The following is a 19,108-nucleotide window of genomic DNA, read 5'->3' as shown; positions in this document are numbered from 1 at the left end:
GTAAATACGTCGCGATACGTACGCCCGATCGCGCTGTGCGGCGGATGTTTCTGCGCAGGTCGCGGCGGATTCTCGTAGTCATGAACGAAGCGATCGCCGAGACCGGCCGGTTGACCAAACGCTACGGCGCGCACACCGCGGTCGATGCCGTGAGCATGAGCGTGCGCCGCGGCGAGATCTACGGATTCCTGGGTCCGAACGGTGCGGGCAAGACCACCACCCTGCGCATGCTGGTCGGTCTGATCCGGCCCACCGAGGGGACCGCGACGGTGCTCGGCAGACCGCCGGGCGATCCCGAAACCCTGCGCCGCATAGGCGTTCTCATCGAAGGCCCGGGCTTCTACCCGTACCTGTCCGGCCGCGACAATCTGCGCGTGCTGGCCAAATATCGCGGTGTCACGCACGACGAGGTGGAGCGATCACTGCACCGGGTCGCTCTCGCCGATCGCGGCAATGACAGATTCCGCACCTATTCGCTCGGTATGAAACAGCGCCTGGGTGTGGCCGCCGCCCTGCTCGGCACCCCTGACCTGCTGATTCTCGATGAGCCCACCAATGGCCTGGATCCCGCCGGGATGGCCGAGATGCGTGAACTCATCACCGGGCTCGCCGCCGACGGGCACACCGTCGTGCTGTCCAGTCACCTGCTCGCCGAAGTGCAGGAGATCTGCGATCGCGTCGGCGTCATCTCCGGCGGGCGGCTGCTCACCGAGGCCACGGTGCGCGAATTGCGCGGCGCGGCATCGCTTTTCCTGCGCGCCGAACCGCTGGATCTGGCTTTCCCGGCGGTGCGCCGGGTGGTGGGGGAGCGTGCCGCACTGCTCACCGCGAACGGCATCAGGGTCGATGCCGGGGTGGCGAAGGCGCCCGCGGTGGCCCGTGCGGTGATCGAGGCGGGCGCGGATCTGCTGGAGCTGCGCACCGATGAAAAGTCCTTGGAAGAAGTGTTTTTCGAGATGACGGAGTCCGCGAAATGAATGACCTGATCGCCAGCGCCCGGGCCGAGATGCTGCGGCTGCGCAAGTGGCCCGCGTTCTGGATCGTGCTCGGCACGTGGATCCTGTTGAACCTCACCTTCGCCTACCTGTTCAACTATCTGGCCTATACGACGGGCGATTCCAGCCGCATGTCGAACGGCCAGCCCCGGGAAGTCCTGCTCCAGCTGATGCTCCCGGCGGCGGTCCCGGAGGTGTTCACCCAGGGCATGGCCATGTTCGGTGGCGCGCTCATGCTGGTGCTGGGTGCACTCGCGGTGGGCAGCGGATACGGCTGGGGAACCTGGAAAACCGTTCTCACCCAAGGGCCTTCGCGGACCGCCGCCGTCGGCGGGGTGGTGGTGAGCCTGGCGGTGACGGTGGTCGCGCTGGTGCTGGTCGCCTTCGTGGTCGATACCGGCGTGGCCGCGCTCATCGCCGCGACGCAGGATCAGTCCCTGGCGCTGCCGTCCGCGAGCCGGATACTGCTCGGAATCGTCTCGGGCTCAGCCATTCTGGGCATGTGGACACTGGCCGGAGCGTTGATCGGCGCGCTCGCCCGCGGTCCGGCGCTGGCCGTCGGCCTGGGTCTGGTGTGGGTGCTGGTGGTGGAGAACCTGCTGCGCGGCGTGGCCGGAATCTTCTCGCCCATCAAGGCTCTCACCGATCATCTGCCGGGCACGGCCGCCGGATCGCTGGCGGGTTCGCTGCGCACCACCACCGGTTCGGGCACCCCGGGCGTGCTGAATATCCTGGGCCGGGGTGAATCCCTGCTCGTGCTGGCCGCCTACGTCGCGGTCTTCGCGGCGGGCACGATCTGGCTGATCCGCCGCCGGGACATGATCTGATCAGTCGGAACCGTTTGTGGCACAACCGATGACGCCGTCCGCGAGCTGTCGCAGGGCGGCGTCGATCTGTGCCGGGGTGAGGCCGCGTTCGCGCTGATGCCGATAGACCTCCGCCGCGAGTGGCGCGAGCAACACATCCACCAGCGATTCCGGTTCCGGCACACCGGCTTCGGTGAGCAGTGACCGCACATGCACCCGCCAGAACTGATACGCGCCGGTCCGGAAGCGCGCACCGCCGGTCTCCGCGCCCAGGATCAGATTGGCGTGGGTGCCGAGTAATTCGAGCATCGCCGTATAGAACGCCGCGAGCCGCGCGGCGGGTGGCGCGCCCGGACCCAAAGGCGGTGCGCCGCGCAGTAATTGCTCCTGGAGTTCGCGTTCGTGCTGATCGAGCAGGGCGACCGCGATGGATCCGGCATCCGGATAGCGCCGATACAGCGTGCCGCGTCCCACCCCGGCGGCCTTGGCGATGTCGTCCATGGTGACGGTGCGCGGATCGCGGGTGGTGAACAGTTCCGCCGCCGCGGCGAGGATCTTGGCCCGGTTGCGCGCGGCATCGGCGCGTTCCGGTGGCGGGGTCGCCTGCGCCGAGTCGAGCAGCGGTAGTTCTGCCGGTTCCATGCGGCCACTGTAACCCCGGAATCGATAAGTGGACAAGCTGTCCGGTTAGCGCTACCGTCGAATCATCAACCGGACACTCTGTCCATTTATGAGGAGAATGGCCATGCCGACCCTGCTGCACATCGATTCCAGCGCCCGCCGCACCTCCATCAGCCGCGAGCTCGGGGCCGCCTTCGCCGACTCCTGGCGCGCCGAACACCCGGACGGGGTCTACGTCCATCGCGATGTCGCCGCCGATCCCATCCCCTTCATCGACGAGGGCTGGACCGAACTCTGCGACCGCGTCCTGGCGCACGGCAGCACCGATCTGGACCACCTCGGAGAACTCGCCGACACCCCCGCCGCGGCCGCCGCCTGGGCGATCGCGGCGCCCCTGCTCGCCGAGATCCGCGCCGCCGACGTGGTGCTCATCGGCACCCCGATGTACAACTACTCGATTCCGGCCAGCCTCAAGGCCTGGCTGGATCAGCTCACCTTCCCGCGAATGTCGCTGGCCCCAGGTCGTTTCGTGGTCGTCACCGCGCGCGGCGGCGCGTACACCCCGGGAGCGCCCAAGGCCGCTTTCGACTATCAGGAGCGTTATCTGCGCGACTTCTTCGCGGGCCATTTCGCCGTGCACGACACGGTTTTCGTCAATGCGGAACTGGTGAACTCCCGGCAGGATCCCGTGCTAGCGCATCTGCGCGAGCAGCATGACGCGTCCTATGCCGCCGCCCTGGAGGCCGCTCGCAGACTCGGCAAGGAGTACTGACATGAACTGGCTCATCCTGGGGCTCGCGGGTCTGGTGGAGATCGCCTGGTCCCAATCCATCAAGCCGACACAGAATTTCACCAAACCGCTGGCCACCCTGATCTGCTTCGTACTCATGGTGATCGCGGTGTACCTGCTGTCCTACGCCATGCGGACGCTGCCGGTCGGCACCGCGTACGCGATCTTCACCGGCATCGGCGCGGTCGGGGCGATCGGCCTGGGCGTGATCGTGCAGCGCGATCCGCTGTCGGCGGGCCGGGTGCTGGCGCTCTCGCTCATCATCGGCGGCATAGTGCTGGCACGGGTGACCAATCCCGAATGAACCGCGGGGCGGACTGTATCGTGCTCCGCCATGGACGTTGCGCCGATCCGGCCTCCCGACCTCTCCGCGCGGCCCTTTTTCCTGGCCGTGGAACGCATTATGTCCGCTTCGCCCGATGAGCTGTATCGCATGGCCACACAGCAATTGGGCCTCTGGTTCGCCGATCCCGGTTCGGTGCTGATGCGCCCCGCGGTGAACGAACCGTTCTTCTTCACCGCGGGCGGCGGACATCCGCACTACGGGCGCTTCCTGCGCCTGCTCCCGGACCGCCTGGTCGAATTGACCTGGGTGACCGGTCCCGGCGGCACCGAAGGCTCCGAAACCGTACTCACGCTGGAACTCTCGGCGCACGGCGCGGGCAGTGCGCTGCTGCTCACGCACGCCGGATTCCCGACCGCCGCGGCCCGCGATCGGCATGAGCGGTCCTGGCCGCAGGTCCTCGAGCAGTGGGATCAGCGAACCCTCGCGGTGAGCTGAAACCGGCGGGGTAGGTTCGAGTCCGTTCTCCCCCTTACTCGAAAGGACAGCGATGCCAACACGTACCGCACGCACCGCCTGGACCGGCGGCCTGCAGGACGGCTCCGGTCAGGTCGAACTCGTCAGCTCCGGCGTCGGCAAGTACGACGTCAGCTTCCCCAAGCGCGCGGCCGATAACGCCGACGGCACCACCAGCCCCGAAGAGCTGATCGCCGCGGCGCACTCCTCCTGCTACTCGATGGCGCTGTCCGGTCAGATCGCCGCCGCCGGCGGCACCCCGGAGAGCCTGGACGTGACCGCCGATGTCACCCTGAGCCCGGACCCGGCCGGTGGTTTTCGCATCTCCAAGATCAAGCTGACCGTGGTCGGGCGCGCCTCCGGCATCGACGCCGACGGTTTCGCGACCGCCGCCGCTGCCGCCAAGGCGGGCTGCCCCATCTCCAAGGCCCTCGCGGGCGTGGATGACATCGAGCTGGACGCCACCTTCGAGTCCTGAGCTCGGACAGCGACTTTCGCCGAACATACGAAAAGGCAGTGCCGGTATCGCACCGGCACTGCCTTTTTCGTTGCTTCGATCCCGAAGGGTGTTACCGCACCACGGCTTCGGCGGTCCGCTCCTTCGACGCGGCGAATTCGGTGAGCGCCGCGAACCCGAGTCCGAGCACCAGCCACAGCGTGCCGGTCTCGGCCAGGGACGCCGCCCGGAACTGCCACAGCAGCGCGGCCGGGAAATCGTCCTTCACCTCGTTGATGCCCGGCAGCAGCACGTAACCGATACCCGCGACGACCACCAGGGCCAGCACCGAACCGATCAGCCGTACGGTGCCGAGCTGACCCCGCAGCAGCTTGAACACGTACACGCTCACGCCGACGGCGGCGAACCCGAGCAGCACCACCGCGACCCACAACCAGGTGCGCTGATTGATGGTGTCCGGATCGCCGACGGCCGGCGGATTGGCCGGGTACTTGAAGAACGGGATGATGACGATGGCCAGCCAGCCGCCACCCGCCAGCGCGAGCGCCAAACGCGGACCGGACAGCGTGGAGTACCTGCGCGCCACATTGGCCACCACGGCCAACAGCGCGCCGATGGCCATGCCGAACAGGCCGAGCGCCAGGAACTGACCGGCCTTCTGACCGGACCGGCTCACCAGCGGCTCTTCCTCGTCACCGTGCGAGTGACCGCTCGCGGCCTGATCGGCCGCCGCGCCGTGCTCGTGGGTATCGGCGGCCTGGGACTGCGATTCCTCGATGGCGATGGCCGCGTTGATCTTCGGTTCACCGACGAAGAAACCGACGGTGGCCGCCAGCAGTCCGGCGATGAGACCGGCCAGCAGACCGCGCAACAGCAGCGTCTTGAGTGAACCGGTCAGCGGCAGTGCTTCGTTCGGCCGGGATTCGGCCGGCGTCTGCGTCTCGGTCAGTGGCACGGGACGCCCAGCAGGTGTCGTCCGTCATGCATGAGCTCGTGCATGTACATGCCGCTGCGCGAGATCGCGCCCTGATCGAAACCGACCAGGTACAGCGTGAGCAGTGCCAGTAGAACGACACCCGCCGAAACGAGCAGCGCGGTGAGCGCGTCGTTCGACCGGGCGGGGCTGTGGACGATTGCCATACGAGTCCTCCTAGGGGATGCCGCGTCCCCGCGAGCTTCGGGTGCGACGGTGCCGGTGTCTGGCTCTCCCTATCGGGATACAGTGGCGCGACCGCCCCGGATTCACACCGGGTTACGCGTCACCGTCGCTTACTTCACCCCGAACTGTGACATCCGTGCTGGCTCTGCGTCAACACGCATGCTGATCAGGCATTCTCAGCAGAAGCTCAGGAGTTCTTGGCGGGCACGTCCAGCACGACCTCGAACTCCAGCAGCGAAGCGCCGGTGGAGACGGGCTGACGGTTCTCCCCGCCCGCGTGTGCCTCCCGCGCCGGGCCGTCCCGCCACGCCTCGAACGATTCGTTCGAATCCCAGTGCGTGACAACGAAATACCGATTGTCACCGGAGACCGGGCGGAGCAGCTGGAAGCCGAGGAAACCGGGGGAGCCCTCGACGGCGTGCGCGCGATGCGCGAACCGCTTCTCCAGCTCGGGGCCCGCGCCCTCGGGAACTTCAATAGCGTTGATCTTGACGACTGCCATGCAGCCGAGGCTACGCCCGCCGCCGGACGGGGCAGTACACCGCCGAATGGTTCGCGCGTCCTAGATTGGTGGCGTGTTGGTTGACGATCACGGCCCGCTGCACGACCAGGGCGGAAGCGGAACCCCAATCCTGTTGCTGCACGGCCTGATGGGCAGTGCGCGCACCTGGAATCGGCAGGTGGACTGGTTGCGCGGGTTCGGGCACGTCTACACCTTCGACGCGGCGGGGCACGGTCGTCCCGCGCCGGCCGAACTCACCACCGAGGCGTTCGTGGCGGATCTCGCGGCCGCGACCGCGGGCATCACCGAACCCATGGTGGTGATCGGACACTCCATGGGCGGACTGCACGGCTGGATGTTCACCGCCGCGCATCCGGATCGGGTGCGCGCCTTGGTCGTCGAGGATATGGCCCCGGATTTCCAGGGCCGCACCGCCGAACACTGGGCCGCGGTGATCGGCGCGTGGCCGCAGCCGTTCCCGAATGACGATGCGGTACTGGAGTTCTTCGGTCCGGTGGCCGGGCGATATTTCCTCGACTCCTTCACCTCCGGACCCGACGGGTATCGCCTGCACGGTGAGGTGGCGACCTTCCGCGATATCTCCGAGGAGTGGGGCACCCGCGATTTCTGGACCCAGTGGAAGTCGATCACCGTGCCCACCCTGCTGATCGAGGGCGAGTACACCATCACCCCGCCCGGGCAGATGCGCGAGATGGCCGCGGTGCATCCGGACGCGCGGCACGTGGTGATCGCGGACGCCGGGCATCTCGTACACGATGATCAACCCGCCGCCTACCGGGCCGAAGTCGAGGCATTCCTGCGTCGCGTACTCGTTTGAGGGCGGGTGCCTTCAGTCTCCGGTGCGGCCCGTCGTATGCTCGGCTCCGACGCAACCCGGAATGAATGGTGACCAACGATGATCGACTTCACGATTCCCGCCGAACTCGCCGCCGAACGCGATCGGGTGCGGCAATTCGTCATCGACAAGATCGTCCCGTACGAGCGCGATCCGCGCCTGACCGCGCACGGCCCCAATGATGAATTGCGCCAGGAGCTGGTCGAACTCGCGCGCGCGGAGAAACTGCTCACCGTGCAGGCCCCCGTCGCACTCGGTGGCCGCGGACTCAGCCATATCGAGCAGGCGGTCATCTACGAGGCGGCGGGCTGGTCCACGCTCGGCCCCGTCGCCATGAACTGCGCCGCACCCGACGAGGGCAATATGTTCCTGCTCTCCAAGGTCGCGAATCAGGAACAGACCGAACGCTTCCTGCAGCCGGTCATCGACGGAGCGCAGCGCTCGGTCTTCGCCATGACCGAACCGGACGGTGCGGGCTCGGACCCGAATCAGCTCACCACCGCCGCCACCTTCGACGGTGAGAACTTCACCGTCAACGGTCGCAAATGGCTGATCACCGGTGCCGACGGCGCGAAGACCTGGATCATCATGGCCCGCCTGGCCGATAACCCGCACCTGCCCGCCGGGCCGACCCTGTTCCTGTGCGACGGCGACGCCCCCGGCATCGTCATCGAACGCATCATGAACACGATGGACCGCAACTATGTCGGCGGCCACGCGGTGGTGCGCTTCGAGAACCTGGTGCTGCCCAGGGAATCCGTACTCGGCGAGACCGGGCAGGCGCTGCGCTACGCCCAGCTGCGCCTGGCCCCCGCCCGGCTCACGCACTGCATGCGCTGGCTGGGCGCGGCCGAACGCGCGCAGTCCATCGCCATCGACTACGCCAAGACCCGCACCGCCTTCGGCAAGCCCATCGGTGAACACCAGGGCGTGTCATTCATGTTGGCGGACAACGAGATCGCGCTGCACCAGTGCCGCCTCACCATCTGGCACGCCTGCTGGCTGATGGATCAGGGCGAGAAGGCCCGGCATGAGAGCTCCATCGCCAAGTCCTACGTCTCCGAGGAACTGTTCAAGGTCACCGACCGCTGCGTCCAGGTGCTCGGCGGCATCGGCATCAGCGATGAGACCGTGGTGGAGATGATCTTCCGCGATATGCGCGCCTTCCGCCTCTACGACGGCCCCACCGAGGTACACAAGTACGCCATCGGCCGCCAGATCTTGCGCGGCTGAGCACGTAAAGGCAGCTCGGACATGGCCCGGGGCGGGCGGGCGTTGCATTAGGATTCCGGGGCATGAGCTCGGAACTGCATGTGGACGTGTCCGACGGGGTCGCTGTGCTCACGCTCAATCGGCCCGCTCAGCAGAACGCGCTCACGCCCGGGATGGCCGCGGCGCTGGGCGCGGCACTGCGGCGCTGCGATACCGAGGACGCCATCGGAGCGGTCGTCATCACCGGCACGCCGCCCGCGTTCTGCGCGGGCGCGGACCTCTCGCTCAAGGCCGGTGAGGTGAACGGGCTCATCGATCCGCCGCCGTTCCGGATTCGCAAACCCGTCATCGCCGCGGTTAACGGGCACGCCGTCGGTATCGGCCTGGAGCTCGCGCTGCAATGCGATCTGCGCTATGTGGCGCGCGATGCGGTGTACGGGCTCAACCAGGTTCGCCGCGGCGCGCTCGCGGGTGGTTACGCGCACTGGACGCTGCCCCGCCTGATCGGCAGTGCGAACGCCGCCGATCTGCTGCTCACCGGGCGCACCTTCGACGGTGACGAGGCGCGGGCGCTCGGCGTCGCCAATTCCTGTCTGCCCGCCACCGAGGTGCTCCCGACCGCGCTCGCGATAGCGCATGACATCGCGCACGGTTCCGCTCCGCTTCCGGTCGCGCTGTCCAAGCGCCTGCTCTGGGAAGCACCCACCATGAGCCCGGAAGCCGTGGGCCGCTTGGAAACCGAACTCAACGACTACGTCGCCAAGAGCGCCGACGGTGGTGAGGGCGTCGCGGCCCTCAAGAACGGCCGCGCGCCCAAATGGTCCGGCACGGTCAGCACCGAATGGCCCGCCTGGGACGCCGTCACCGGCGGAGAATCGCGCCCCGGTCTGGACTGACCCGGATCCGCTTGCGGCTCAACCTGTTCCGATACCGCTCAACCTGTTCCGATACGGCTCAGCCTGTTCCGACACCGCTCAGCCGCGTCCGCCGATGGCCAGCAGCAGGAACAGGATGCCGAAGACGACCATGAGGATGGTCCCGATAATCCCGAGCACGTATCCGACGACGACCTGCACGCGCCCGCCGTACGCGCCGCCGGACGCCTCGATGTCATTGAGCGCCCGCCGCCCCAGCGCCCACGCGACCGGACCCAGCGCGCCACAGCAGAACACGCTGAGCGCTCCCAATAGCAACACCGCCGTCGCATGCTCGTGCTCGGTCGGTGCGCCGATGGGCTGCTGAGGGATCACCACGATCCGATTTTACGTTCAGCACCCGCCCGTGAGCATGCTGACGCGCGGACTTCCCTTGCGCCACTTCACCCGTCACGCCCTCGGATACCGGAAATCCCCGGTCCGAAGTGGACCGGGGATTTCACGAATAGTGTTTTACCGCAGTGTTTTTGGCTCGCGGATCAGGCGCGGCGCTGGCGGGCCAGATCGGCGAGCACCACGCCCGCGGCGACGGAGGCGTTCAACGACTCCACCGGTCCGGCCATGGGGATGCTGATGATGGCGTCGCAGGTCTCGCGGACCAGACGGGACAGGCCCTTGCCCTCGGAGCCGACCACGATGACCGTCGGGGCGGTGCCGTCGAAGGCGTCCAGATCGGTGTCGCCGCCCGCGTCGAGGCCGACGATCTGGTAGCCCTTATCGGCCCAATCCTTCAGTGTGCGAGTCAGATTCGTCGCGCGAGCGACGGGCAGGCGCGCCGCCGCGCCCGCGCTGGTGCGCCACGCCACGGCGGTGACGCTGGCGCTGCGGCGCTGCGGGATCACCACACCCTGACCACCGAACGCGGCGACCGAGCGGATGACCGCACCCAGGTTGCGCGGATCGGTGATGTTGTCCAGCGCCACCAGCATGGCCGGTTCACCGGAGGCGCGCACCCGCTCCACCAGATCGTCCGGATGCGCGTAGCGGTACGGGGGCACCTGCAACGCCAGGCCCTGATGCATGGCGTTGTGGCTCATCTTGTCCAGGTCGGTGCGCGGCAGTTCCAGGATGGTGATGCCGGTGTCGGCGGCGATCTTCACCGCCTCGGTGAGCCGCTCGTCGTTCTCGGTGCCGACGGCGACGTACAGCGCGGTGGCGGGGACCCCGGCGCGCAGGCACTCCACCACGGGGTTGCGGCCGAGCACCAGCTCGGGACCCTCGTTGTCCTTACGCCCGGCGATCGGGCGGGAGGAATTGCGGGCGCGGGCATTGCTGGCCGCCGAGGCCGCCTTGGCCGCGGCCTTGGCGCGCTTGGCCGCGGGATGCTTGGTGCGCTCCACAGCGGGCGGGGTCGCGCCCTTGCCCTCGAGTCCCCGGCGGCGCTTACCGCCCGAGCCGACGACCTGCCCCTTCTTGGTGCCGTCCTTGCGGATCGCACCGCGTCGCTGCGAATTGCCTGCCATTACTTCGCCTTCCGTATTGCGCGGGAAACCCGCGGTCGGCCGGTCACGGGAGAACCCGCTCTCGATCGATCATGCGGGATACCTGCATCCGGTCGGCGCAGCGAACGGCTGCGCCCAAATATCTGTGCCACCCGAGGGCAGCTGTCTGTGCCGCCCGAAAGCAGCGATGTGCCGCCCGAGAGCAGCGATGTGCCGCCCCAGTGCGGTGTGCGACCCGGCTGTGCCGCGTCCTGTCTCGCCTCGAATTTCTCGAGACCCGTCATTCCTTGGTCAAGGCCCATTCCGGTCCGCGCGGAGTGTCGGTGACCTCCACGCCCGCCGCCTTGAGCCGGTCGCGGACCGCATCGGCCGCTCCCCAGTCCTTATCGGCCCGGGCCTGTTGCCGCCGATCCAATTCCGCGCCGATGAGCACGTCCAGAGCCGCGATGGCCGAGGAGGAATCGGCCGGGGCGGCCCAGTGCTCGTCGAGCGGATCCACCCCGAGGATGGCGAGCATGGCCCGCACCTGTCCGGCGTAGTTGCGCGCGGCGTCCAGATCATTGGCGTCGAGCGCCTTGTTGCCCTCGTTCACCACACCGTGAATCTCGGCAAGCGCCTTGGGAACTCCGAGGTCGTCATCGAGGGCATCGGCGAATCCGGCCGTCCAGGTGCCGATCGGCACGGCTCCGGCGCGCTCGCCCACCCGCTGCACGAACGCCTCGATGCGCTGATACGCCGCGGCGGCCTCGGTGAGCGCCTTATCGGAGTACTCGACCATGGACCGGTAGCTCACGCTGCCCAGGTAGTAGCGCAGCTCCACCGGCCGCACCCCGACCCGCTCCAGCACATTCGGCACCGACAGCACATTGCCGAGGGATTTGGACATTTTCTCGCCGCCCATGGTCACCCAGCCGTTGTGCAGCCAGTAGCGGGCGAACCCGTCTCCGGCCGCACGCGACTGCGCGATTTCATTCTCATGGTGCGGGAAAACCAAATCCATTCCGCCGCAATGAATATCGAATTCGGGTCCGAGATAGAACTCGGCCATGGCGGAGCATTCCAAATGCCAGCCCGGTCGCCCCGGACCCCACGGCGACGGCCAGCTCGGCTCACCGGGCTTGGCGGCCTTCCACAGCGTGAAGTCGCGCTGATCCTTCTTACCGGTCCCGGCGCTCTCGCCCTGGTGCACATCGTCGAGCTTGTGCCCGGACAGCTTGCCGTAGTCCGGATAGCTCACCACGTCGAAATAGACATTGCCCTCGGACGGGTAGGCGTGCCCGCGCTCGATGAGCCGCTCCATCATGGTGACCATCTGGGTGATGTGCCCGGTGGCCCGCGGCTCCGCGGACGGCGGCAGCACACCGAGCGTGGCGTAGGCGCGATCGAAGGCGCGCTCGTAGGTGGCGGCCCATTCCCACCACGGGCGGCCGTGTTCGGCGGCCTTGTGCAGAATCTTGTCGTCGATATCGGTGACATTCCGAATGAACGCGACATCGAAACCATTGGCGCTCAACCAGCGTCGCAGCACGTCGAAGGCGACGCCGCTGCGCAGATGTCCGATGTGCGGTTCGCCCTGCACGGTCGCGCCACACAGGTACACCGAAGCGTGGCCGGGGACCAGCGGCGTGAATTCACGCAGGGTCCGCGTCTCGGTGTCGAAAAGGCGCAGAGTCACGACAGAGCATCCTAGCTGTTGGGATGGAGCGGAATTACGGCGGATACGGCTGCTGATTGTCAGGAACGACAACACAGCAGCGCGGTGGCGACCGATGCCACGCCTTCGCCGCGACCGGTCAGACCCAAACCGTCGGTGGTCGTGCCCGATACCGAAATCGGTGCGCCCAGAATTTCTCCGAGCACTTTCTGCGCCTCGGCGCGCCGCGGGCCGATCTTGGGACGATTACCGATTACTTGTACAGCCGCATTGACAATGCTGAACCCGGCCTCATCCAACAGCCGCCGCACTTCCTTCAGCATGGCGGCCCCGGAAACGCCTTCCCATTCCGGGCGGCCGGTGCCGAACACCGCGCCGACATCGCCGAGACCGGCGGCGGACAGCAGTGCGTCGCATAGTGCGTGAGCTGCGACATCGCCATCGGAATGACCTTCGCAACCGCTATCGCCCTCGAACAGCAGACCGGCCATCCAGCAGTCCCGGCCGGGGGCGATCGGGTGCACATCGCTGCCGATGCCCACGCGCATGGAGGTGGGGTCGATCATCGAGTTGTCACCGCCTCCCGCGTTCCGGTCGTCCCGTCCTGGGCCACCAGTGTATTGGCCAGCACCAGGTCCAGGGGTGTGGTGATTTTGAAGGCGAGCGCATCGCCGGGCACGGTACGCACGGTCGCGCCGAGCAATTCGACCAGGCCCGCGTCATCGGTCGCCTGGGTGCCGGTGGCATAGGCCGCGCGCAGCAGCGCCGCCTCGAAGCCCTGCGGAGTCTGGATGGCGCGCAAGCTCGCTCGATCCGGCGTCCCGACCACCGCGCCCGTGGCGTTCACGGCCTTGATGGTGTCGGTGACCGGCAGTGCCGGAATCACGGCCTGTGCGCCCGCGCGCAGCTCATCCACCACCCGGGTGATGAGCGAATGCGGGGTCAGGGCGCGTGCGGCGTCGTGCACGAGTACGAAATCGGCGTCCGGCGCGGCGTTCAGCCCGGCGCGGACCGAATCGGTGCGCTCGGCGCCACCGATCACGACGTGCACCAGGATATTCGAAACGGGGAGTAGTGCGCGGGTCTCGTCGACGAGTTCGGCGGGCACCATAACCACAACTTCATCGACGGACCCGGAATCGATCAGGCCGCTTACAGCGAGTGCGAGCATGGGACTGCCGCCGACTGGAACGAACGCCTTGGGCTTGTTCTCACCCAGGCGCACGCCCATACCGGCGGCAGGGACCAGCGCTACGACACGGCTCGCACCGTGTGACGCGTTCACGATCAGGAAGCCGCGGCGAGAACCTCGTCGAGCAGGGTCTCGGCACGTACATCATCGGTGCCCTCCGCGAGCGCGAGCTCACCGACGAGAATCTGCCGGGCCTTGGCCAGCATGCGCTTCTCACCGGCGGACAGGCCGCGGTCCTGCTCCCGACGCCACAGGTCGCGAACGACCTCGGCCACCTTGTTCACATCGCCGGAGGCGAGCTTCTCGAGGTTGGCCTTGTAACGGCGAGACCAGTTGGTGGGCTCTTCGGTATGCGGTGCGCGGAGCACCTGGAAGACCTTGTCGAGACCTTCCTGGCCGACGACGTCGCGGACGCCGACATACTCTGCGTTCTCTGCGGGAACCCGAACGGTCAGGTCGCCTTGAGCGACCTTCAGGACCAGATACTCCTTTTGTACACCCTTGATGGTGCGGGTTTCGATTGCTTCGATCAGCGCCGCTCCGTGGTGGGGGTAAACGACGGTGTCTCCGACCTTAAAAATCATGTGTCCCGTGCCCCTTTCGATGTTCACAGTTTAACATGCGACTCGGTAACGGCGCGATCAACGGTGCAGGTCAGAGCCACAACCAACCGGCGGTGGGGGTTGACAACCGCGGAAGTGTGTGCATCTTGTTGTGGCATAACGGGATACCGCTCAGTTGCGTTGGAACGCGAATGCGCGAGCGCTCTCCGCATACGCGACTTTCCGTATAGCCGCCCCCTCGAGGGGGCGTGGGAACACACGCATTACTCTTCTGGACTACTACTCTGCATAGTGGAGTGAGACCGGTCGACATGGAGGAACAACCCGTGACTGCCCTGAAAGCCACCACCGCGTCCAAGACGCGCCGGCGTGCCATGACGGTTGCCGCACTCGCCGCGGGCGCGGTGCTCGCGCTGACGGGTTGCGGCGCCGGTCAGATCTCGCAGACCGCCCACCAGGTCGCCGCCGTCAACGGCAACAGCGCCAATGTCGGCAAGGTCGCGCTGCGCGATGTGCGTTTCCTGCTGCCGCAGACCGAGGAATACGACAACGCCAAGGGCGGCAAGGCCGTGCTGGCGTTCAGCGCCGCCAACCTCGGCGAGGCCACCCCGGACGAGCTGGTCAGCGTGACCACCGAGCTGGGCACGGTGAAGATCGGCGGCAAGGCCGAGATCAAGCCGCAGACCACCCTGGTCGCGGACCTCGCCAAGAAGGAAGCCGCCCCGGCTGCCGGGCACGATTCGCACGGCACCGAGACCGCGAGCGATAACAAGGCCACCACCACCGACCCGGACGCGCACCCGCTGCTCGTCGAGGTCACCGGGCTGACCAAGGATGTCACCCCCGGCCTGACCTACCCGGTCACCTTCATCTTCAAGGAAGCGGGCACCGTCGTGGTGAACGTTCCGGTCGATGCCGGGCCGAACAATCCGCGTCCCGAGCCGGTGAACAACGAGACCAAGTCCGAGACCAAGTCCGGGCACTGAGTTTCGGCTCGAATTCGCTTGAACCGCACCCGCTTCGGAATTCCGGAGCGGGTGCGGTCGTATTCGGGCACGGAAATATCCGAGCCGATGCACGCCGGGCGTGTCGATGCGGAACGGATTCGCGTCGCTTTACCGACGACTCGAATGGACTCCGCGTGGCGTGAGTTTCTGTCGGGGGCGGTTATTAGGCTGCGCGCGTGGCCAAGGTGAAAACCGTGTATCGGTGCGCTGATTGCGCGAATGAGCTCGCCAAATGGGTGGGACGCTGCCCGGCGTGCGAAGCCTGGGGAACGGTCGAGGAGGTGGCGGCCTCGGCGGCGGCGACCGTGCCGGGGCGGCGGGCCATGTTGCCGAGTACGGCGGCCACGCCCATTTCGAGTATCGATTCCAAGACCACGTTCGCGCGCACCACCGGGGTGTCCGAATTGGACCGGGTGCTCGGCGGCGGCATCGTGCCCGGATCGGTGGTGCTGCTGTCCGGCGAGCCGGGCGTCGGGAAGTCGACGCTGTTGCTCGAGGTGGCGCATCGGTGGGCGCGGGCGCGCGATGAGATCGCGCTGTACGTGACGGCGGAGGAATCGGCGGGCCAGGTGCGCTTGCGCGCGGACCGCACGGGCGCGGTGCACGAAAAGGTGTATCTGGCGGCCGAATCCGATCTGGCCACGATTCTGGGCCATGTCGAGCAGGTGCGGCCGTCGCTGCTGGTGGTCGACTCGGTGCAGACCATGCTGGCCGCGGATGTGGACGGGGTGATCGGCGGCGTCACCCAGGTGCGCTCGGTGACGGCGGCACTCACCTCGCTGGCCAAGGCGAGCGGGATCGCGGTGCTGCTGGTCGGGCACGTCACCAAGGATGGTTCGGTGGCGGGACCGCGCACGCTCGAGCATCTGGTCGATGTGGTGTTGCAGTTCGAGGGGGACAAGCATTCGACGCTGCGCATGGTGCGCGGCATCAAGAATCGGTTCGGCAGTACCGACGAGGTCGGCTGTTTCGAGATGCGCGAGGCCGGAATCGCCTGTGTGGACGATCCTTCCGGGCTGTTCCTGCATCATCGGGGGTCGGCGGTGCCGGGGACCGCGGTCACCGTCGCCATGGACGGTAAGCGGCCGATGCTCGGCGAGGTGCAGGGTCTCACCGTTGACACCCAGGTGCCCGCACCGCGACGCGCCGTGAGCGGGCTGGACTACAACCGCGTTTCCATGGTCCTGGCTGTCCTGCAGAGCCGCTGCGGGGTCTATGTGGGTAAGCAGGACGTCTACGCGGCCACCGTAGGCGGTATGCGGCTCACCGAGCCCGCAGCGGATCTCGCTGTCGCGCTTGCCATTGCGAGCGCCAGTCAGGACAAGGCATTGCGGCCGGGCATGGTGGTGCTCGGCGAGGTCGGTTTGGCGGGGGAGGTGCGGCAGGTGACGGGGGTGACGCGCCGCCTCGCCGAGGCGGAACGGCTGGGGTTCACCGAAGCTCTGGTACCGACCGGTGTGGATCGTGCGGGTCGCACCATCAAGGTGCACGAGGTCGCGGATCTCAGTGCGGCGCTTGCCGCCTGCGGGCTGCGGCATCCGCGCCGCAAGGCCAAGGCGGGCGGCGACGAGGACTGACACGGTACGCCGGTTGCGCGCGCGGGACCGACTCGAATGCGGGCCGGGCCGGAACCCGTTCCGCTCCAACAGCGAAGGCCGGACCTCCTTGGAGGTCCGGCCTTCGTGCTGAAAAACGCTGGGTGTCAGGCGATATTGAACGGCTCCGGTGAGCTGCGCACCGAACCCAATTGGGCCACAACGGTGTACGGGCCGGAGGGCACCGGGACGCGATCCCCGGCGCAGCCGGGCTGGGAGCTGGAACCGGACCAGGTGACGGTGAACGCCGCCTGCTGCCCGGGCATCAGGTTGCGCATATCGGGGGTGCCGTCCGGATAGCAGTCGGTGCTGGCCCACAGGCGGCGCTGACCGTCCAGCGATTGCACCGACACCAGTTGCAGGCCCGAACCCATATCGCGTTCGCACGCCGAACTGGAGATATTGGTGATGACGATGCCGAATACCGGCTGCTCACCCGTCTTGTAGGTGGGTTGTCCGACATTGACCTTCACGGCCAGCGACTGATCCGAGCACTGCCCGGCTCCGGCGACCGGCGCGGCGCTGCCGCTGACCGGAGCCGCGGACGGCTTGGCCGAACTCGGATCGGCGGCACCCGAACTGCTCCCGGCGGGCTTGTTGGTCGCACCGGGAGCGGAGGTGGGGGCTTTGGCGTCGGCTTTCTTCTCATCGCCGCTGCCACCGCGCAATAGCGCGAAGCCCACCCAGAGCACCAGTAGCAGCGCGATCGCGATCGCGCCTATGGCGACCAGGCGACGGCGCCAGTAGATTTCCGGCGGCAGTGGTCCATTCGGTTCCAGCACGCTGTCAACGGTAAGGGCACCGTCGGGTGTGTCCGCGCCAGGGTCTCGGCGTGTCGGAGGTGAAAGAGCCTACGGGGCAGGTACATTTCGCCGCCCCGGGCAGGCGACCAGCTCAGACCACCTCGCCGATATTGCCGATCACGCGATGCAGTTTGATCTGGCCTTCTTCGAGGTTGTAGGTGACGCAGGCGATGGCGCACTCGCCGGTGGCCACGCGCTGGGAGATGATCATCGAGCGCTGCATGAGCAGGCGGGCGGTCTCCTCGACGTGCCTGGCCTCCAGCTCGTCGACCGATTCGAGTCCTTCGCGGCGGCCGATCAGAATGGACGGCGTGACGCGTTCGACCACACTGCGAATGAAGCCGCCGGGCACATTGCCGTGGTCCAGGGCGTCGATGGTGGCGCGGACGGCGCCGCAGCTGTCGTGGCCGAGCACCACGATGAGCGGAACCTTCAGCACCTCCACGCCGTATTCGATGGAGCCGAGCACCGAGGAGTCCACCACGTGACCGGCGGTGCGCACCACGAACAGATCGCCGAGGCCCTGATCGAAGATGATCTCGGCGGCGACGCGGGAGTCGCCGCAACCGAACAGAATCGCGCCGGGCTGCTGGCCGCCGACGAGTCTGGCCCGGTCCGCCGCCCCCTGGCTAGGATGCTGCAACGTACCGTCGACGAAGCGTTCATTGCCTTCGCGGAGGGCCTTCCAGGCACTGATCGGGTTGTTATGCGGCATGTGTCTCATTTTCCATACGGAAGCGGTTACCGGCGAGTCCGGAACGTTACGGTCCGGCAACTGACAACCGACCGGTCGACCGCTCAGCTTGTGAGCGGGGGATAAGGGAACGAATGACGATAGACAGCGACACCCTCATCGACTGGTACCGGGAAACTGCCCGGGACCTGCCGTGGCGACGGCCCGAGGTGACGGCCTGGCACATTCTGATGAGCGAGATCATGCTGCAGCAGACGCCCGTCGTGCGTGTGGAGCCGATCTGGCGTGAATGGGTGGCGCGCTGGCCGGTGCCCTCCGCCATGGCGGCCGCGCCGCAGGGAGATGTGTTGCGCGCCTGGGGAAAACTCGGCTATCCGCGCCGGGCGCTGCGGTTGCACGAGTGCTCGCGGGTGCTCGCGGAGCAGTACGGCGATGAGGTGCCGACCGATGTCGATGTACTGCTGAGCCTGCCCGGTATCGGTGATTACACCGCGCGCGCCATCGCCTGCTTCGCCTACGGTCAGCGAGTTCCCGTGGTGGACACCAATGTTCGACGCGTTGTCGCTCGCGCCGTGCACGGTCGCGCCGATGCGGGCAATCCGGCCAGCCGCGATCTGCGCGAGACCGAAGCCCTGCTGCCCGCATCCGTACCGCGCGCGGCCGTATTCTCCGCCGCTCTCATGGAATTGGGCGCGACCGTGTGCACGGCCCGCACCCCGGACTGCTCCCGCTGCCCGCTCCCCACCTGCGCGTGGGTCACCGCGGGCCGTCCCGCCTCCGAGATCGTCCGGCGCACACAGAAATTCGAGGGCACCGACCGGCAGGCCCGCGGCCGTCTCCTGGACGTGCTGCGTGACGCGACCGGCCCGGTCGAGCGAATCCGCCTGGATATGGCCTGGACTCGCGATATCGGCCAGCGCGACCGCGCCCTGGATTCGCTCCTCATCGACGGTCTCATCGAGCAGACCGCCGACGGCCTGTTCGCGCTCGCCGGCGAAGGCGGAGCCGCGTAGGCGGACGAGAACG

The 19,108-nt window shown here is 67.4% G+C and carries 24 protein-coding genes; 12 read left to right on the top strand and 12 right to left on the bottom strand.

Annotated elements, in window-relative coordinates:
• Positions 1 to 80 precede the first annotated feature (80 nt).
• A complete protein-coding gene (locus ACFVUS_RS19035) occupies positions 81 to 977 on the top strand; it encodes an ABC transporter ATP-binding protein (RefSeq protein ID WP_387767585.1) in 897 nt (298 codons plus the stop codon).
• Positions 974 to 1,822 carry an ABC transporter permease subunit gene (locus ACFVUS_RS19030; protein ID WP_387767582.1) on the top strand — a complete coding sequence of 283 codons (849 nt, stop codon included), beginning with the start codon at positions 974 to 976 and terminating at the stop codon, positions 1,820 to 1,822. The genes ACFVUS_RS19035 and ACFVUS_RS19030 overlap by 4 nt, the downstream gene beginning before the upstream one ends.
• Here ACFVUS_RS19030 and ACFVUS_RS19025 read toward each other — a convergent pair whose 3' ends face one another.
• The gene (locus ACFVUS_RS19025) at positions 1,823 to 2,443 is read right to left on the bottom strand and encodes a TetR/AcrR family transcriptional regulator (protein ID WP_387767579.1); all 621 of its coding nucleotides are present in this window, start codon (positions 2,441 to 2,443) and stop codon (positions 1,823 to 1,825) included. It lies immediately after the preceding gene.
• A gap of 103 nt (positions 2,444 to 2,546) precedes the next feature.
• Here ACFVUS_RS19025 and ACFVUS_RS19020 point away from each other — a divergent pair, with 103 nt between their 5' ends.
• The 4 genes from ACFVUS_RS19020 to ACFVUS_RS19005 all read left to right on the top strand — a co-directional run bounded on the left by ACFVUS_RS19020 (position 2,547) and on the right by ACFVUS_RS19005 (position 4,489).
• Positions 2,547 to 3,194 carry an FMN-dependent NADH-azoreductase gene (locus ACFVUS_RS19020; RefSeq protein WP_387767576.1) on the top strand — a complete coding sequence of 216 codons (648 nt, stop codon included), beginning with the start codon at positions 2,547 to 2,549 and terminating at the stop codon, positions 3,192 to 3,194.
• Between the two features lies 1 nt (position 3,195).
• Positions 3,196 to 3,516, top strand: coding sequence for a DMT family transporter (locus ACFVUS_RS19015; RefSeq protein ID WP_387767573.1), 321 nt, complete (start codon positions 3,196 to 3,198; stop codon positions 3,514 to 3,516).
• 99 nt (positions 3,517 to 3,615) lie between these two features.
• Complete coding sequence (locus ACFVUS_RS19010; RefSeq protein ID WP_387767570.1) at positions 3,616 to 3,993, top strand: SRPBCC domain-containing protein; 378 nt, start codon at positions 3,616 to 3,618, stop codon at positions 3,991 to 3,993.
• Positions 3,994 to 4,045: 52 nt separating this feature from the next.
• On the top strand, positions 4,046 to 4,489 hold the full coding sequence (locus tag ACFVUS_RS19005; RefSeq protein WP_375962371.1) for an OsmC family peroxiredoxin: 444 nt from the start codon (positions 4,046 to 4,048) through the stop codon (positions 4,487 to 4,489).
• 91 nt (positions 4,490 to 4,580) lie between these two features.
• Here ACFVUS_RS19005 and ACFVUS_RS19000 read toward each other — a convergent pair whose 3' ends face one another.
• From ACFVUS_RS19000 to ACFVUS_RS18990, 3 genes are all read right to left on the bottom strand, one after another.
• Complete coding sequence (locus tag ACFVUS_RS19000; protein WP_387769989.1) at positions 4,581 to 5,372, bottom strand: CbtA family protein; 792 nt, start codon at positions 5,370 to 5,372, stop codon at positions 4,581 to 4,583.
• Positions 5,373 to 5,413: 41 nt separating this feature from the next.
• Positions 5,414 to 5,608 (bottom strand): CbtB-domain containing protein, encoded by a 195-nt coding sequence (locus ACFVUS_RS18995; RefSeq protein ID WP_375962374.1) that lies wholly within the window; start codon positions 5,606 to 5,608, stop codon positions 5,414 to 5,416.
• Between the two features lie 206 nt (positions 5,609 to 5,814).
• A complete protein-coding gene (locus tag ACFVUS_RS18990; protein WP_387767566.1) occupies positions 5,815 to 6,129 on the bottom strand; it encodes an antibiotic biosynthesis monooxygenase family protein in 315 nt (104 codons plus the stop codon).
• A gap of 73 nt (positions 6,130 to 6,202) precedes the next feature.
• On the opposite strand from ACFVUS_RS18990, the gene ACFVUS_RS18985 reads away from it, so the two are divergent.
• The 3 genes from ACFVUS_RS18985 (at position 6,203) to ACFVUS_RS18975 (ending at position 9,093) form a co-directional block, all read left to right on the top strand.
• Positions 6,203 to 6,967 (top strand): alpha/beta fold hydrolase, encoded by a 765-nt coding sequence (locus ACFVUS_RS18985; protein ID WP_387767563.1) that lies wholly within the window; start codon positions 6,203 to 6,205, stop codon positions 6,965 to 6,967.
• Positions 6,968 to 7,045: 78 nt separating this feature from the next.
• The gene (locus tag ACFVUS_RS18980; protein WP_387767560.1) at positions 7,046 to 8,218 is read left to right on the top strand and encodes an acyl-CoA dehydrogenase family protein; all 1,173 of its coding nucleotides are present in this window, start codon (positions 7,046 to 7,048) and stop codon (positions 8,216 to 8,218) included.
• Between the two features lie 62 nt (positions 8,219 to 8,280).
• Positions 8,281 to 9,093, top strand: a complete 813-nt coding sequence (locus ACFVUS_RS18975; RefSeq protein WP_387767557.1) for an enoyl-CoA hydratase/isomerase family protein — start codon at positions 8,281 to 8,283, stop codon at positions 9,091 to 9,093.
• Between the two features lie 78 nt (positions 9,094 to 9,171).
• Here ACFVUS_RS18975 and ACFVUS_RS18970 read toward each other — a convergent pair whose 3' ends face one another.
• The 6 genes from ACFVUS_RS18970 to carD form a co-directional block, all read right to left on the bottom strand.
• A complete protein-coding gene (locus ACFVUS_RS18970; protein WP_387767554.1) occupies positions 9,172 to 9,450 on the bottom strand; it encodes a DUF4190 domain-containing protein in 279 nt (92 codons plus the stop codon).
• Between the two features lie 161 nt (positions 9,451 to 9,611).
• Complete coding sequence (rlmB, locus tag ACFVUS_RS18965; protein WP_387767551.1) at positions 9,612 to 10,595, bottom strand: 23S rRNA (guanosine(2251)-2'-O)-methyltransferase RlmB; 984 nt, start codon at positions 10,593 to 10,595, stop codon at positions 9,612 to 9,614.
• Between the two features lie 259 nt (positions 10,596 to 10,854).
• Complete coding sequence (cysS, locus tag ACFVUS_RS18960) at positions 10,855 to 12,249, bottom strand: cysteine--tRNA ligase (protein WP_387767548.1); 1,395 nt, start codon at positions 12,247 to 12,249, stop codon at positions 10,855 to 10,857.
• A gap of 59 nt (positions 12,250 to 12,308) precedes the next feature.
• Positions 12,309 to 12,776 (bottom strand): 2-C-methyl-D-erythritol 2,4-cyclodiphosphate synthase, encoded by a 468-nt coding sequence (gene ispF, locus ACFVUS_RS18955; RefSeq protein WP_364638016.1) that lies wholly within the window; start codon positions 12,774 to 12,776, stop codon positions 12,309 to 12,311.
• 14 nt (positions 12,777 to 12,790) lie between these two features.
• A complete protein-coding gene (gene ispD, locus ACFVUS_RS18950) occupies positions 12,791 to 13,513 on the bottom strand; it encodes a 2-C-methyl-D-erythritol 4-phosphate cytidylyltransferase (protein WP_387767545.1) in 723 nt (240 codons plus the stop codon).
• A 2-nt stretch (positions 13,514 to 13,515) separates the two neighbouring features.
• The gene (carD, locus tag ACFVUS_RS18945) at positions 13,516 to 14,004 is read right to left on the bottom strand and encodes an RNA polymerase-binding transcription factor CarD (protein ID WP_067569016.1); all 489 of its coding nucleotides are present in this window, start codon (positions 14,002 to 14,004) and stop codon (positions 13,516 to 13,518) included.
• 305 nt (positions 14,005 to 14,309) lie between these two features.
• Here carD and ACFVUS_RS18940 point away from each other — a divergent pair, with 305 nt between their 5' ends.
• Entirely contained in the window at positions 14,310 to 14,969 is a 660-nt protein-coding gene (locus ACFVUS_RS18940; RefSeq protein ID WP_387767542.1) for a hypothetical protein, read from the top strand.
• A gap of 197 nt (positions 14,970 to 15,166) precedes the next feature.
• Entirely contained in the window at positions 15,167 to 16,567 is a 1,401-nt protein-coding gene (radA, locus tag ACFVUS_RS18935; RefSeq protein WP_387767539.1) for a DNA repair protein RadA, read from the top strand.
• A 125-nt stretch (positions 16,568 to 16,692) separates the two neighbouring features.
• On the opposite strand, the gene ACFVUS_RS18930 is transcribed toward radA, so the two are convergent.
• A complete protein-coding gene (locus ACFVUS_RS18930; RefSeq protein ID WP_387767536.1) occupies positions 16,693 to 17,367 on the bottom strand; it encodes a hypothetical protein in 675 nt (224 codons plus the stop codon).
• A 112-nt stretch (positions 17,368 to 17,479) separates the two neighbouring features.
• The gene (locus tag ACFVUS_RS18925; RefSeq protein WP_364637691.1) at positions 17,480 to 18,103 is read right to left on the bottom strand and encodes a carbonic anhydrase; all 624 of its coding nucleotides are present in this window, start codon (positions 18,101 to 18,103) and stop codon (positions 17,480 to 17,482) included.
• Positions 18,104 to 18,216: 113 nt separating this feature from the next.
• Between ACFVUS_RS18925 and ACFVUS_RS18920 the strand changes: the two genes are divergently transcribed.
• The gene (locus tag ACFVUS_RS18920) at positions 18,217 to 19,095 is read left to right on the top strand and encodes an A/G-specific adenine glycosylase (protein ID WP_387767533.1); all 879 of its coding nucleotides are present in this window, start codon (positions 18,217 to 18,219) and stop codon (positions 19,093 to 19,095) included.
• Positions 19,096 to 19,108 lie beyond the last annotated feature (13 nt).

The organism is Nocardia sp. NPDC058058 (genome assembly GCF_042885355.1).
GTDB lineage: Bacteria > Actinomycetota > Actinomycetes > Mycobacteriales > Mycobacteriaceae > Nocardia.
Note: the sequence above shows the minus strand (reverse complement) of the source record. Positions and strands in the feature narration are given on the sequence as shown.